The 13,026-nt window shown below is 72.7% G+C and carries 13 protein-coding genes; 5 read left to right on the top strand and 8 right to left on the bottom strand.

The window, feature by feature from the left end; genetic code table 11:
• The first annotated feature begins 511 nt into the window (after positions 1-511).
• From ACH4U7_RS00620 to ACH4U7_RS00600, 5 genes are read left to right on the top strand one after another with little or no spacing between them, the layout of a single operon-like run.
• Entirely contained in the window at positions 512-1,156 is a 645-nt protein-coding gene (locus tag ACH4U7_RS00620; RefSeq protein ID WP_385621833.1) for a hypothetical protein, read from the top strand.
• Entirely contained in the window at positions 1,143-2,909 is a 1,767-nt protein-coding gene (locus ACH4U7_RS00615) for a GH3 auxin-responsive promoter family protein (protein WP_398525852.1), read from the top strand. Before ACH4U7_RS00620 ends, ACH4U7_RS00615 begins: the two co-directional genes overlap by 14 nt.
• Positions 2,906-3,766, top strand: a complete 861-nt coding sequence (locus ACH4U7_RS00610) for an SAM-dependent methyltransferase (protein WP_398525851.1) — start codon at positions 2,906-2,908, stop codon at positions 3,764-3,766. The genes ACH4U7_RS00615 and ACH4U7_RS00610 overlap by 4 nt, the downstream gene beginning before the upstream one ends.
• Entirely contained in the window at positions 3,763-5,022 is a 1,260-nt protein-coding gene (locus ACH4U7_RS00605; protein ID WP_398525850.1) for a hypothetical protein, read from the top strand. The genes ACH4U7_RS00610 and ACH4U7_RS00605 overlap by 4 nt, the downstream gene beginning before the upstream one ends.
• On the top strand, positions 5,019-5,777 hold the full coding sequence (locus ACH4U7_RS00600; protein ID WP_398525849.1) for a DUF6182 family protein: 759 nt from the start codon (positions 5,019-5,021) through the stop codon (positions 5,775-5,777). The genes ACH4U7_RS00605 and ACH4U7_RS00600 overlap by 4 nt, the downstream gene beginning before the upstream one ends.
• Positions 5,778-5,840: 63 nt before the next feature.
• Here ACH4U7_RS00600 and ACH4U7_RS00595 read toward each other — a convergent pair whose 3' ends face one another.
• The 8 genes from ACH4U7_RS00595 to ACH4U7_RS00560 form a co-directional block, all read right to left on the bottom strand.
• Positions 5,841-6,233, bottom strand: a complete 393-nt coding sequence (locus ACH4U7_RS00595; protein WP_398525848.1) for a VOC family protein — start codon at positions 6,231-6,233, stop codon at positions 5,841-5,843.
• A 150-nt stretch (positions 6,234-6,383) separates the two neighbouring features.
• Positions 6,384-6,857 carry a DUF1348 family protein gene (locus tag ACH4U7_RS00590; protein ID WP_398525847.1) on the bottom strand — a complete coding sequence of 158 codons (474 nt, stop codon included), beginning with the start codon at positions 6,855-6,857 and terminating at the stop codon, positions 6,384-6,386.
• A 67-nt stretch (positions 6,858-6,924) separates the two neighbouring features.
• Positions 6,925-7,434, bottom strand: a complete 510-nt coding sequence (locus ACH4U7_RS00585; RefSeq protein WP_398525846.1) for a hypothetical protein — start codon at positions 7,432-7,434, stop codon at positions 6,925-6,927.
• A gap of 225 nt (positions 7,435-7,659) precedes the next feature.
• On the bottom strand, positions 7,660-8,784 hold the full coding sequence (locus ACH4U7_RS00580; protein WP_398525845.1) for an LLM class flavin-dependent oxidoreductase: 1,125 nt from the start codon (positions 8,782-8,784) through the stop codon (positions 7,660-7,662).
• Positions 8,785-8,853: 69 nt separating this feature from the next.
• Positions 8,854-9,408, bottom strand: coding sequence for an NADPH-dependent FMN reductase (gene ssuE / locus ACH4U7_RS00575; RefSeq protein ID WP_089505458.1), 555 nt, complete (start codon positions 9,406-9,408; stop codon positions 8,854-8,856).
• A gap of 217 nt (positions 9,409-9,625) precedes the next feature.
• Positions 9,626-9,706, bottom strand: coding sequence for a putative leader peptide (locus tag ACH4U7_RS00570; protein ID WP_353594285.1), 81 nt, complete (start codon positions 9,704-9,706; stop codon positions 9,626-9,628).
• A gap of 123 nt (positions 9,707-9,829) precedes the next feature.
• Positions 9,830-11,113, bottom strand: coding sequence for an MDR family MFS transporter (locus ACH4U7_RS00565; protein ID WP_398525844.1), 1,284 nt, complete (start codon positions 11,111-11,113; stop codon positions 9,830-9,832).
• Positions 11,110-13,017, bottom strand: coding sequence for an ABC transporter permease subunit (locus ACH4U7_RS00560; protein WP_398525843.1), 1,908 nt, complete (start codon positions 13,015-13,017; stop codon positions 11,110-11,112). Before ACH4U7_RS00560 ends, ACH4U7_RS00565 begins: the two co-directional genes overlap by 4 nt.
• Positions 13,018-13,026 lie beyond the last annotated feature (9 nt).

Here is a 13,026-nt window from a genome sequence, read left to right as displayed (position 1 = left end):
GCCGCGCGGCCACCGTCGCGTAGACCATGAGAAAGACCACCGGCCGTTCCCACTGCCGCTCCGCACACGCGCGCGAAAAGGCCGTCCCCCGCATTCCTTCGCCTCCGAGCCTTGTCCCCCGACGCTCGTCGATCACTCTAGTCGCCGTGGCCTACGGGCCGCAGTGTTCTGCGTGGCAAGAAAAGTCCGGAGAAAGGTCCGGTCTTCCGGCCTTCCGCCCGCCCCCGCCGAGAGGCGGACCAGGATATGGACATCAACTTTCGTCCAGCGGGCCCGGGCGTGCGGCGTGTTATTCGATGTCAACACCGATCTGGTGGCTGCCGCTCCACTTTCCGGCCCGCGACTTCCGAACACCCGCTCGCATCCCATTTTCTCCTGATCAAACACCAATCCCGGCGATGTTGACTTTCCCCACCCAGCCGGGACGGCACCCCCGGCAGCCGATCGGCGGGCCGCCACCGCGGCCCGGACCGCGGTGGCGAGCACCGGAACTACGTAAGGAGTGCCGATCGTGCGGACGACCCATCCCGGTTTCTCCGTCCTCCTGGGGCCGGACTACGCCGGAAAGTCCTCGGTGATGTCCGAGTTCGCCAGCTCGTCCCCGGCCTGGCGGCTCATCTCCACGGACGAACGTTTCCTTCAGCCCGCCCACGCGCTGATCGGCCGGTTGCGCAGGGATGTGGCGGTGGATGTGCTGCCGTCCCTGGGGACGGACTACTCGCCGGAATTCACGGCCAGTCTGCTCCAGACGGCCGTGGTGCATCTTCGCGACCGCATCGAGGCGAGCGACCCGTCGTCACCCACGCTCGTCGACTCGTACTACTACAAGATCCTGGCCAAGTGCCGGCTCGCCGGGCTGCGGGACAACCCGATGTTCACGTGGTGGCGTTCCTTTCCGCAGCCGCGGCGCGTGGTGTTCCTGGACGTGTCCACCGCCACGGCCTGGCGCCGCTCCGGCAACGGCGCGGCCACCAACCGGCTGGAGTACTACGGGGACCGCCCCGACCCCAAGGGTTTCGCGGCCTACCAGACCAAACTGCGGCGCCTGATGCTCGACGAGATCAGCCATCTGCCGGTCACGGTGATCCGGGCGCAGGGCGATATCGCCCAGACCGCTCAGGCCATACGAAAGGTGTTGTCAGATGAAGACCGCTGAGCCCCAGGCCGCGGAGGTCCCGAACACCGGGGCACAGAACACCGAGCCCCCGAGCACCGAGCCGCCGGCCGCCGAGGACCGGCTCGACAGCTACCGGGCCCGCGTGTTCGAAGAGCGGAAACGGCTGCGGCGGGCGTTCTCGGACCCGGCGGCGCGGCAGCGCGAAGTCCTCACCGACCTGCTGACGTTCAACGCGGGAACGGCTTACGGCAAGGCCCACGGCTTCGACCGGCTGCGCACCCTGGACGACCTCCGCAAGGCGGTTCCGGTCCAGGACTACACGGCGCTCTCGCCGTGGATCGAGCGCATGGCCGAGGGCGAGCCCAACGTCCTGACCGCCGACCAGCCCGCGGTGTTCTTCACCAGCAGCGGCAGCACCGGAGCGCATAAGAAGATCCCGGTCACCCCGCGCTTCATGCACACCACCTTCTTCCCCTTCTACTACGCCGCCTGGGCTCCGATGGCCGAACACTTCCCGGACGTCCTCACCCGGCCGGACGCGGTGCTCAACCTCAAGCACGACCCCGTCGTCGCGCCCGCCACCACCGCCTCCGGACGCCCCCATGTCGGCGCCAGCCAGGTGGACTTCGGGAAGATGTTCGGCGAGCATCTGTCGGCCGAGCCCGGCACCGCGGCCCCCTGGGCCACCCTGCCGGTGCCGGTGGCGGCGGACGACCACGTGGAGAAGATGTATCTGCGGCTGCGCATGGCCGTCGAAAGCGATGTCCGCTGTGTCATCGGGATCAATCCGGCGATGGTCGCCGCGGTGCCGTACCAGCTGAGGCTGTGGTGGCCGCGGATCGTCAAGGACGTCCGCGACGGCACGCTCGGCGGCCATCCGTTCCGTTCCCCCAACCGGGAGCGCGCCGCCGAACTGGAGCGGCTGGCGGCGTACTTCGGCACCGTACGGCCCGCCCACATCTGGCCGAACATGCGGCTGCTGTTCTGCTGGACCACCGGCCTCGCCTCGCTCTATCTGCCCCGGCTCCGCGAGGAGTTCGGCCCCTCGGTGACGGCCCTGCCGGCGCCCGTGGCGGCCTCCGAGGGCCCGGTCGGCGTGGCGCTTGACCGGCACCCGACGGCGGGCAGCCTGGTCGTCACGGCCTCCGTGTACGAGTTCGTGGACGCCGACCGCGACCTGGGCCCCGATGTGGAAACGCTCGCACCGCACGAGCTGGAGCCGGGCCGGGAGTACCACGCGATCTACAGCCATGTCGGCGGCCTGTACCGCTACGCGGGCGGCGATGTGGTCCGCGTGGTCGACGTGCCGTCCCAGCCCGGCGGTGTGCCGCGGGTGTCGTACGCGGGCCGCAAGAACCGCTCCGACGTGGCCGGGGAGCGGCTGCGCGACGCCCAGGTCGTCCGGGCCCTGCAGTCCGCACTGGGCGGCGCCGGCCTCGCCGTGCGCAACGCCGCATGCCATGTGGAGACCCCGGACGGCCGGCCGCCCCGCTATGTGTTCGCCCTGGCCGGCGAGTCGGCGTGGAGCACCGACGAGACACGGCGGCTCACCGCGGCGCTCGACACCGAGCTCATCCGAGAGTCGGCCGACTACCGTGCGGCCCGCGACGCCGGCCGGCTCGGCCCCGCCGAACTGATCCGGCTCGACCGCGACGCCTTCCTGGCGGAGTGGCAGGAATCGGTCGGCCGCGGGGTGCGCCCCACTCAGGTCAAGGACCGGCTCTTCCGACAGGACCCGGAGAACTGGCGGCAGCTCACCGGCGCGGCCGCCCGGCAAGGAGATCGATCATGACGCAACTCGACGCCATCGAGCGCACCTGTCTGCTCACCGCCGCGCTCCGGGCCGGGGAGAGCCGCAGGGACGACCGGCTCTACCACGACCCGTACGCGCAAACGCTCGTCGGCGACGCGGGCCCCGAGCTGCTGGCCGAGATCCGATCGGCGACCTTCCCGGACGGCGAGGTCCCGCGCACGGTGCCGAGCACCTTCGACTTCAACCCCATCCGCACCCGGTTCTTCGACGACTGGCTGCAAAGCGCGGCCGCCGACCCGTCGATGACCCAGATCGTGCTGGCCCCGGCGGGCATGGACTCGCGCGCCTACCGGCTGGAGTGGCCGGACCACGTCCGCTTCTTCGAGATCGACCGGCCGTCCGTCCTGGAGGTCAAGGAGAAGCTGCTCGCCGCCGAGACGCCCGGCGCCGACCGCCGCCCGGTCCCCGCCGATCTGCTCGCCCCCGGCTGGGAGGGCGCTCTGCTGGAGGCGGGCTACGACCCCGGTCTGCCCTCGACCTGGCTCTTCGAAGGGCTGCTGTACTACTTCGCGGAGGCTGAGGTCGAGGGGTTGCTGCGGCGGGTCGCCGCGGTGACGGCACCCGGCAGCCGCATCGGCGCGGATGTGGTCAACGACGTGGCGCTGACCGCGCCGAACATGCGTGGCCTGCTGAAGGTGTTCGCCGACTGGGGCTGCCCGTGGGTGTTCGGCACGGACCAGCCCGAGACGCTGTTCGGGCGGCACGGCTTCGCCGTCGAGGCGGTGCAGCCCGGGGAGCCGTCGGCCCACTACGGCCGGTGGCGGGACCCCGTGCCACCGCGCACGGCCGAGGGCGCCGAGAGGGTGTTCCTGGTCCACGGAAGCCGCGCCGCATGACGGGGACCGTGGAACCGATACCGCTGCTCCGCGGCGACCCCGGGCGCTCGTACGCCCCGGCGCCGCTCCCCGGTGGCCCCGACGGCCCGGCGCCACTGCCCGGTGGTGCCGACGCCCCGGCCGCGCCCCGCCACGGCCGGCCCCGGGTGCTGCTCGCACCGGTCACCGTCACCCCCGGCAAACCGCTGACCCCCAGCCACCTCAAGGGGCTCTTCTGGGTCGATGTGATGTACCGCGCCACCGCGCGGCTGGCCGATGTCACCTACCGCTACAGCCCCACCACGTACCACCCCACCGACCAGACCCTCGGCTTCTGGGAGTATCTGGACCACACGCTCGGTGACAGCGACTACTCCCAGCTGTCCGAGGAGGAGATCGGCGAGCTGTACGTCGGCTACCGCGCCGACGGCCGCCAGGCCCCGGTGGCCGCGCTGCGGCCGTACCTCGACGCGATCGAGCACCACGGCTGGGTGCATCCGTCCAGCGCCCGGGTCCTGGAGCTGTGGTCGGCGCAGTACGCGCGGCTGGGGATGCACGACCCCGGCCTCACCGGACACCAGCCGCCCGGGATGACCCTCGACGAGGTGCTCGACCGCCTGGTGCCACTGGGGCTGTGCCTGGACATGCGCGAGTACGGCGGGCCGGTCTATCTGGACGCCACCCGGTACGGGCTGCCACTGCGGCAGATCGCCACGGCGCAGGGGCGGCCCAACTACCTGGCGTGCGCGCTGCGTGAGCTGGTCCCGCTCGTCCCCGGCTACGACGAGGTGGTGCTGCTCTACGACCGCGAGCTGGAGCCCGACTACCAGCTGCTGCAGCGTGTGCTGTCGGAGCTCGGACCGGTGGTGCGGCGGGTGCCGGTGGGACGGGTGCCGATCGACGGCCAGATCCGGTCCGCGCGCCACGGCGACTGGCGCGGCCACTCGGCGGGCGCGCTGCTCGAGGCCCTGGGCGCCGACCACGACGGACCGGCGCTGCGGCTCGGCATGCGGCTGTACTTCATCGCCACGCTCGGGCCGGGCGACCGGCAGTCGTTCCGCCCGGACCTGCTGCGCCAGTGCGTGGTGCGCGCCGAGCGGATGCTGGCGTCGTACGAGGCCCCGGCCGACGCGGTGGCCGAAGCCGGGCTGACCGGCTTCCTCGAGCGGCAGCGCGGCGACCACACATACGTCGACCCGTACCGTCTGACCTCCGGACTGCTGGCCAAACACCGCCCGGCCCCGGTCCACGAGTTGCTGCCGGCGGTGTTCCTGTGAAGCTCTCCCAGGACCTGCTGCGGGCCGAGGCCGTGCGGCGCATCCGGGTCGCCCGCCCCGATCTGGCCGAGGAGGTGGACCTGTCCACCGCCACCGCCCTGTCGGAGGTGCACGCCCGGATCCAGGAGTTCGCGGACACCGACGGGCTGCTCGCCGTGTCCGTCGTACGCCGCTTCGAGCTGGCCGAATGGGCGCGCGCCACCTGCGAGTTCGCCATCGGCCTGGCGCCGGAGCGGCTGGCGGCGTGGCGGGGCTCGTTCTCCCGTACGATCTTCCTGGCCGGTAACCCGGACAACCTCGGCGACCGGGTCCGGTTCGACCACATCGCCGAGGACGGCTCGGCCGCATGGACGGGACCGGCCCCGGCGGGCGCCTCCGCCGGGCTGCGCAGACTGCTCAAGCTCTTCGACGGCTCCCGTGGCCTGCCACCCCGCCCGGACACACCGGTCCGGATCCCGGAGGCCATCGGCCCCCGCCACCGGCCGCCCGTGGGGCGCGAGCTGTACGTGGCCACGGCCGGAATCACCGTCGCCGACTGCCTGGTGCACCTCAACCATCTGCTCGTCGAGGCGGTCCTGGACGGCCTGATCGCCCCCGGGGACACCCTGGTCATCCGTCAGATGCCACGGCTTGCCGGGCTGTCCGGGCCGTACGCGGCACTGCGGGTCGGCACGGAGCGGGAACACCCGGACCGGCTGCGGGCGTATGCCTGCCTGACCGAGGCGACCGCGGAAACCGTGGGCGCGGCGCGGTGAACTCGTTTACCCCACCGGCCGGGGCGCCGCCCCGGCCGGTGGGGTCACTCACGATCCCGACGATCAGCCCTGTTCGGGGTTGTCGTAAGGGCGGGTGATGATCTCCATGCCGTGACCGGCCGGATCGTGGAAGTACAGGCCGCGCCCGCCGTGGTGATGGTTGATCTCGCCCGGCTGCTTCCCGTGCGGATCGGCGTAGTAGGTGATCCCCGCGTCCTTGATCCGCCCGAAGGCCGCGTCGAACTCCTCGTCGGAGATGAGGAAGGCGTAGTGCTGCATGGTGATGGACTCGGCCGGGATCGTGGCGAAGTCCAGGGTGACCCCGTTACTGGTGGCCACGGGGATGAACGGGCCCCATTCGGCACCGACCTCAAGATCCAGGATGTTCGCCAGGAACTCGGCGGACTCCCGCTTGTCCCGGGAGTGCACGATGGTGTGATTCAACTCGACTGACATATTGGAATGCCTCCACAAGGCATGTCCCGACACCTCCATGTCTCACCCAGCCGGTGACCGACACGCGATGCCGCACCCCCGAGCCTAGTCGGTGGCCACCCAACACGTCGAGTGCACGCCAAAGCCCCTCACAGACCGAGGTCAAGGCCCTCACAAGCCGAGGTCGCCCAGCCCCGGGTGGTCGTCCGGGCGGCGTCCCAGCGGCCAGTGGAACACCCGCTCCGACTCCTTGATCGGCAGGTCGTTGATGCAGGCGTAGCGGTGCGTCATCAGCCCGTTCTCGTCGAACTCCCAGTTCTCGTTGCCGTACGACCGGTACCAGTTGCCCGAGTCGTCGCGGCACTCGTAGGCGAAGCGCACGGCGATGCGGTTGCCGTCGAACGCCCACAACTCCTTGATCAGCCGGTAGTCCAGCTCCCTGCGCCACTTACGGGCAAGGAAGGCGACGATCTCGTCGCGGCCGTTGACGAACTCCGCGCGATTCCTCCAGCGGGAGTCCACCGAGTAGGCGAGGGCGACCTTCTCGGGGTCGCGGGTGTTCCAGCCGTCCTCGGCGGCGCGGACCTTCTCGATGGCGGATTCCCTGGTGAAGGGAGGAAATGGGGGACGTGATTCCTGAGACATATCAGCTCCTCGCAGGAGAGAACCATCGTTCTCGCCTCTGCTGAGGACTCTACGAGAACGATGGTTCTCATGCAAGCGTGGCAGGGTGGGTCAGGCCCCGGGTGCGCTCCTGATCGCGGTGGCGGCCAGCGCGCGAAAGGTCACCGGTCACCACGCACAGGAAGGTCCAGTCCCCACGGTCCACGGAGAAGAAACGGACGGCCTCCTCGCCATGCTCGCCATGCTCCGTCAGCGTGTCCACGAACCGCGGCAGGTCGTATGCCGGGCGGGGGCTGGACATCCGCGCGTACTCCTCGGCCCGGGCCCGATAGTTGCCCGCCAGGGCCGCCGCGCTTCCCAGCCACAGCGGAACGGAGCCGGACGGCCGCTCGGCGAGCCCCTGAACACCCAGCTCAGCCGAGCTCCGGCCGTCCGCCGGCGTCCTGGACGATCCCTCACCGTCCGCGGCCAGGAACCGGCGCCCGGCCTGCCACCGCGTACGCCACTGCTCCTCGGTGAGCTGCGCCTGCTCCAGATGGTACCGGGTGTTCAGCAGCCGCTTCCCGCCGCGCACCACGCGCACGACCAACCGCGTCATCGAGCCAATCGGGGGTCAGATCCCACTCCATCAGCCCTCACCGCCCGGCCTCAACCGGCCGGTCCGGCCGAGGCGGCTCACCTCGACCAGACGTGCGCGCAGCGCCGTATCCCCCGATGTTCCCACGTCAGTCCCCCATTGACTGCCGCTCGCCCTACGGCAGTTGGGGGACACCGTACCTGCGCGCCAGGTCTTTCACGATCTCCTGGACACCGCGAAGTGGATCTACGCCGCGATCCGCCCCTCGCCGCGGAAAGGGTGGTTCCACAGACCCCGCTCACGCAGGATCGGCAACACGCCCTCGCCGAACCAGTACGCCTCTTCCAGGTGCGGGTATCCGGACAGGATGAACTCGTCGATGCCCAGCGCGTGATACTCGGCGATCCGGTCGGCGACCTCGGCGTGGCTGCCCACCAGCGCGGTTCCCGCCCCGCCGCGTACCAGCCCGATACCGGCCCACAGGTTGGGGTGGATCTCCAGGCCGTCACGGCCCCCGCCGTGCAGGGCGAGCATCCGCCGCTGCCCCTCGGACTCGCTGTGGCCCAGGCCCTCCTGCACCGCGCGTACGGTCGCCTCGTCGAAGCCGTCCAGCAGCCGCCGCGCCTCTGCCCACGCCTGCTCCGCGGTGTCCCGGGTGATGACATGCAGCCGGATGCCGAAACGCAGGCTCCGCCCCTCCTTCGCCGCCAGCCCCCGCACCCAGGCGACCTTCTCCGCCACCGCGCCGGGCGGCTCACCCCAGGTGAGGTAGACATCCGCGTGCCGGGCCGCCACCACTCCCGCCGCGGGTGAGGAGCCGCCGAAGTACACCTGCGGGACGGGGTCGGGCAGCCGGGCCAGCTTGGCGTCCTCCACCCGCAGATGCTCACCTGCCAGATCCACGGTCTTGCCGTCCCACAGGTCCCGGACGATGCCGAGGAATTCACCGGTGCGCGCGTACCGGGCGTCCTTGTCGAGGAAGTCGCCGTACGCGCGCTGCTCCCGGCTCTCGCCACCCGTGACGACGTTGAGCATGAGCCGTCCGCCGGTCTGCCGCTGGTAGGTGGAGGCCATCTGCGCGGCGAAGGTGGGCGACAGGAAGCCGGGCCGGAAGGCGACCAGGAACTTCAGCCGCTCGGTGCGCTGGCTGACCATGGCCGTGGTCAGCCACGCGTCCTCGCACCAGGCGCCGGTCGGTGTGAGCGCCCCCACGAACCCCAGGTCCTCGGCGGCACGGGCGATCTGGGAGAGGTAGTTGACGGTCGGTGGCCGGTCACCGCCGGTCGCGGTGGCCGGGGAGCCGTGGCCGCCGCCGACGACATGGCGACTGTCGCCGTTGGTGGGCAGGAACCAGTGGAAGGCGAGACTCACGTGGAAACTCCGTTCAAGGTGGTGGGCGGCCGGTACGGACAGTGGGGGCGCCGGAGCCGTTCGGGCGTGTCAGCCGGCGGCGGCGAGCAGCGGGGTGCCGCCGAGTGCGAGGGAGAACCGGTCGACGACCTGGGCGAGGGCTTCGGCGGAGCCGGGGGCGACTGTGAGGGCGCCGTCCGGCCCGGTCTGGAGGTCCTTGTCGAGGGTGAACCAGCCCTGGACGATGTGTCCGGCGCCCATGGAGTTGAGCACTGGGCGCAGCGCGTAGTCGATGGCCAGGACGTGAGCGGTGGTGCCGCCGGTGGCCAGCGGGAGCACGGTCTTGCCTTCGAGGGCGTACTGCGGGAGCAGGTCGAGCAGGGACTTGAGCAGACCGGAGTAGGCGGCCTTGTAGATGGGCGTACCGATGACGACGCCATCCGCGCGCGCGAACAGGGCGGTGGCCCGGACGATGGCCGGATGCGCGAAGTCGGCGCCGAGCAGGGCGGTGGCCGGGAGCGTACGGACGTCCAGCGGTATCACCTCGTGTCCGTGGCGCTCCAGCCGGGCGTCCAGGTGGCGCAGCAGCCGGGCGGTGCGGGAGGTGGCGGAGGGGCTTCCGGAGACGGACAGGACGGTGGCCATGGCGGACCCTTCGGGGAGGTGGTGCGACGCGGTGGTCCGGCCGGTCGGCCGGTCAGGGCGCGGGAGCGAATTGACGGGGCATCAAGGCGTACGGGCGCGGCGCCGCGATCACGCAGGTGATATCGCGGCGCGGAAGAACGCACAGCCGGAACACGCGCGGCCGGGATGGGTCAAAGGCGGCGCGAGGAGGATGCGGTGAGGGTGGGGGCGGGCTCGCTCAGGCCCGACAGGGACAGGACGCGCTGGAGACACGCGCGAGATCGACGTGGCGTCGTCGCGTGAGATCCTGTCGCTTCATGCCCTCGATCAAATCAGTGGCGCGTACACCCGGTCAAGGAGGGCCAAGCGGGTTTCCACATCCCGGACATGGTCGGCGCGGCTCCCGACGTTCACCGGGTGGACCGTTCAGCGGGTGGGCCATTCACCGGGTGGGCCCGGCGTCCCGGTGGCGCGGCAGCAGGGCGACCGCCGCCACCGGGAGCGCCGTGAGCACCAGCCAGGGAACCGCGGCCGGCAGGCCCGCGTCGAGCAGCGAGCCGGTCGCCGCGCTGCCGGCCAGGACGACCAGGCCGGAGACGGACGACAGGGCGCCGGTGCAGAGGCCGAGCCTGCCCTCGTCGGCGAGGTCGGGCACCCAGGCCCGGGCGGCCGGGGCGAGCAGCATCTGGCCGAGGGTGAGCAGTACGACGAGGGCCACCGACGGGAGCAGCCCGGCGGCGCCGGTCCAGTCGGCGGGGCGGGCGGCGGCCACGGCGGCGAAGCCCGCGGAGAGCAGCAGCAGCCCGGCCGCCATGGAGCGGCGCAGGTCCAGCCGGGCGGCGGCCCAGTGGGTGATGGGCAGTTGGGCGGTCACGACCAGCACCGAGGAGAGCGCGAACAGCCAGGCCAGCGGGGCCTGCGAGCCCACCGCGCGCTCCACTTCCAGGGGCAGGGCGAGGTAGAGCTGGTTGTACGCCAGCGAGTAGACGCCGTACGCCAGGCACAGCGCGAGAAATCGCCGGTTGCGCAGCAGCGCCCGTATCCCGCCCCGGGTCCGGGTGCGGTCCGAGCCCTCGACAACAGCCACCCGGCCGGGGATGTGCTGGGGCAGCAGCCGTAGATGTCCGGCCAGGACGAGGACGAAGACCCCCGCCCCGGCGAGGCAGACGGCACGGAAGTCCACGGCCAGCAGGAGGGCGCCCAGCAGTGGTCCGACGAACGCCCCGGCCTGCCCGGCGACGGAGAACAGCGCCAGGACGCGGGTGCGGGGTCCACCGCCCGCCTTCTCCCAGACCACCGCCTGGCGGGCCACCTCGGACTCGACGGCGGGCGAGAACAGCGCGGCCGCGAAGCCGATCAGCAGCACCGCGCCGACCACCGCCCAGGTGCGCTCCGCCCAGCCCAGCCACGCGAAACCCACGATTCGCAGCGCGCAGCCCGCCAGCACCACCGGCCGGATGCCGTATCGGTCGGCCAGGACGCCGCCCACCACGAACAGCCCCTGCTGGCTGAAGGTGCGCAGGCCGAGCACCAGGCCGACCAGCCAGCCGGCCATGCCGATGGCGGTGCCGAGGTGTTCGGCGAGGAAGGGCAGGACGGCGTAGAAGCCGATGTTGAAGGCGAGCTGGGTCCAGATCAGCAGCCGCAGCAGGGGCGGCAGCGGTGGCAGCCCGGCGCGCCGCCGCCAGGGGCGGGCCGTACCGGCGAGCGTCCGGATGCTGGTCATGGGGCCTGCTCCCGCACGGCGGTGGGCTGCGCCTGCTCCTCCACCACGGAAGGCAGGGCCTGCTCCCGCAGTGCGGAAGGCGCCCCGTCGGCGCGCCGGGCGCGGCCCCGCCGCGGCCACCGCACTCCGCCGGCCGCGGTGACCGCCAGCGCCCCGAGGACGGCGAGCATCGCGGCGGGGGCCAGCACCGCCCAGGGGGCGCGCTCGGCGTACGGGTGGTTCTCGGCCAGCAACAGACCCCATTCGGGGGACGGCGGCTGGGCGCCGAGGCCGAGGAAACCGAGGGAGGCGAGGCCGAGCGCCACCGAGGGCAGCCGCAGCAGCGCGTGCCGGGTCACCGGTGGCAGTACGGCGGGCAGCAGGGCGCGCCGCAGCACATGCAGCCGTCCGGCGCCGAGCGCGCGGGTGGCGGCGAGGTGGGTGGTGGCGAGCTCCTGCCGCAGCAGGGCGGAGGTGTGCGCGGCCAGCGGGGCCCAGGCGACCGCGGCCACGGCGAGCGCTGGCGTGGCGGGGCCGCCGCCGGTGACGCCGGTGACGAGGAGTCCGGCGAGTACGGCCGGTACGGCGTTGACGGTGTCGACGAGGGCCTGGGACACCCGTGGCACCAGCCCGAGCGCCACTCCGGCGAGCAGCGCGGCGGCGCTGACCGCGAGCGCGAGGGCGAGGGTGGTGAGCGCGCCCTGGCCGACCCGGGCCAGGAGGTCGCGGCCCAGGGCGTCGGTGCCGAACGGGTGCGCCCAGGACGGGGGTTGCAGCCGGGCCGCGGTGTCCAGGGCCAGCGGGTCGCGGATCAGGCCGAGGACGATGACGCCGAGCAGCAGCGCGCCGTAGAGCAGGGGGAGCGTACGGGGCTCCGGGGCGGTGGCCCGGTGCAGGGTGACCAGCGCGCCGTCGCGCAGCGCGGGTCCGAGGAGGGCGCGGCCCGCGAGCCGGGCCAGGCCGCCCACGGCGGCGGCGAGCGCCACCAGGGCGAGCGTGCCGGCCTGGAGCACGGGCAGGTCCTGGGCGACGGCGGCTTCCAGGGTGAGCCGGCCGAGCCCGGGGATGTCGAAGATCTGCTCCACGGCGACCGCGCCGCCGGTGAGGCCGACCACGAAGAGCCCGAAGTTGGGCAGCAGTCCGGGGACGCACCGGCGCAGCGCGTGCCGGGCGATGCGTCGGCCCGGGATGCCCCGGGCGGCGGCGGCCCGCGCCCAGGGCTCGGCGAAGGCGCCGGGCAGCGCGTCGTCGAGCATCCGGCCGAGCAGCGCTCCGGTGGGCAGGCCGATGGCCAGCGCGGGCAGGACGAGCCAGCGCGGCCCGTACCAGCCGAGCGCTGGCAGCCAGCCGAGCTGTACCCCGACCACGGTGGCCAGGACGGAAGCGGTCAGGAACTCGGGCAGCGCGGCGAGCATCGCCGCCGCGCCGCCGGTGGGCCGCGCCCTCAGGTGCTGTCCGGACGACCTCCACGGGCCCCCGAACCCCCGCGGGCCCCCGACGCCTGGCACCGCGCCTCGCCGCTTTGTCGGGGGGTCCGCCACACCGCGGCAGGGGGCACCTCCCAGCGTCGCCCGGACAGGACCCGGCCTCAGGGTGCGGGCGCACACCGCGGCGGCGGTGACAACGGCCACGGCCAAGGCCGCGGCCATGAGCAGCAGCGAGGCACCGAGGGCCGTGGTGACGGCGGGCAGTACGGCCTCGCCCGAGATCCAGGAGTGGCCGGCGTCGCCGCGCGGCAGCCCGCCGAGCCACTGGCCGAGCAGGTGCAGGGGCCCGGCGTCGAGGCCGAGTTCATCGCGTACGGCGGCCAGCACCTCGGGGGCGGGGTCGCGTTCGGCCGAGCGCGCCTCCAGCACGGTGCGCGCGGGGTCGGTGCGGGAGAGCCACGGCAGCAGGCCGATGCCGCACAGCAGGGCCGCGGCCACGGTGACGCG

Origin of the sequence: Streptomyces sp. NPDC020845 (assembly GCF_044334165.1) — a bacterium.
Classification (GTDB): Bacteria; Actinomycetota; Actinomycetes; order Streptomycetales; family Streptomycetaceae; genus Streptomyces.
This window is presented reverse-complemented; position numbering and strand designations above follow the sequence as displayed.

Bases quoted from the DNA above. Each gene is read 5' to 3' on its own strand.
- ACH4U7_RS00570 (WP_353594285.1), bottom strand. From the start codon at position 9,706: ATGAAGCGACAGGATCTCACGCGACGACGCCACGTCGATCTCGCGCGT.
- ACH4U7_RS00615 (WP_398525852.1), top strand. From the start codon at position 1,143: ATGAAGACCGCTGAGCCCCAGGCCGCGGAGGTCCCGAACACCGGGGCA.
- ACH4U7_RS00610 (WP_398525851.1), top strand. From the start codon at position 2,906: ATGACGCAACTCGACGCCATCGAGCGCACCTGTCTGCTCACCGCCGCG.
- ACH4U7_RS00590 (WP_398525847.1), bottom strand. From the start codon at position 6,857: ATGTCTCAGGAATCACGTCCCCCATTTCCTCCCTTCACCAGGGAATCC.
- ACH4U7_RS00595 (WP_398525848.1), bottom strand. From the start codon at position 6,233: ATGTCAGTCGAGTTGAATCACACCATCGTGCACTCCCGGGACAAGCGG.
- ACH4U7_RS00585 (WP_398525846.1), bottom strand. From the start codon at position 7,434: ATGACGCGGTTGGTCGTGCGCGTGGTGCGCGGCGGGAAGCGGCTGCTG.
- ACH4U7_RS00565 (WP_398525844.1), bottom strand. From the start codon at position 11,113: ATGACCAGCATCCGGACGCTCGCCGGTACGGCCCGCCCCTGGCGGCGG.
- ACH4U7_RS00605 (WP_398525850.1), top strand. From the start codon at position 3,763: ATGACGGGGACCGTGGAACCGATACCGCTGCTCCGCGGCGACCCCGGG.
- ssuE (WP_089505458.1), bottom strand. From the start codon at position 9,408: ATGGCCACCGTCCTGTCCGTCTCCGGAAGCCCCTCCGCCACCTCCCGC.